The 430-nt window shown below is 67.4% G+C and carries 1 protein-coding gene; it reads left to right on the forward strand.

The genetic code is table 11. The features are described 5' to 3' along the window. Nucleotides 1-65: 65 nt before the first annotated feature. Nucleotides 66-430 (forward strand): transposase (locus tag R2S09_RS40280; protein WP_306193243.1); only part of this gene is annotated, 365 nt, incomplete at its 3' end.

A 430-nucleotide genomic window follows, 5' to 3' on the forward strand; every position in this document is an offset into this window, starting at 1 on the left:
ACTGCAACCGCATCTGGCGTGACGGTCGGTGCCGCTCGTCGTTGATGTGACTGTGTGCTGATGGGCTGACGGTTGAGCAGGTCGAGTCGTGGTCGGAGGGGGTAGCCGGGCTGCACGCCCGGTTCGCCCACCGTTTTGGCAGGTCCGAGCCGCGCGAGCGGGCGCTGGACTACCTGGAGGGGCTGGTCGCCCCTTTGGAGAAGAAGAACGGCTGGACGCTGGCCGAGCAGGTCGGCCAGCTCCGCCCGGACGGTGTCCAGCGCCTGCTCAACCTCTCCGACTGGGACGAGAACGCGGTCCGCGACGATGTCCGTGACTTCGTCGTGGAGACCATCGGCAGCCCGGAGGGTGTCCTGATCTGCGACGACACCGGCTTTCTCAAGAAGGGCACGAAGTCGGCGGGCGTCCAGCGACAGTACTCGGGCACGGC

Source organism: Streptomyces sp. MK7 (assembly GCF_032658145.1).
GTDB classification, from domain to species: domain Bacteria; phylum Actinomycetota; class Actinomycetes; order Streptomycetales; family Streptomycetaceae; genus Streptomyces; species Streptomyces spiralis.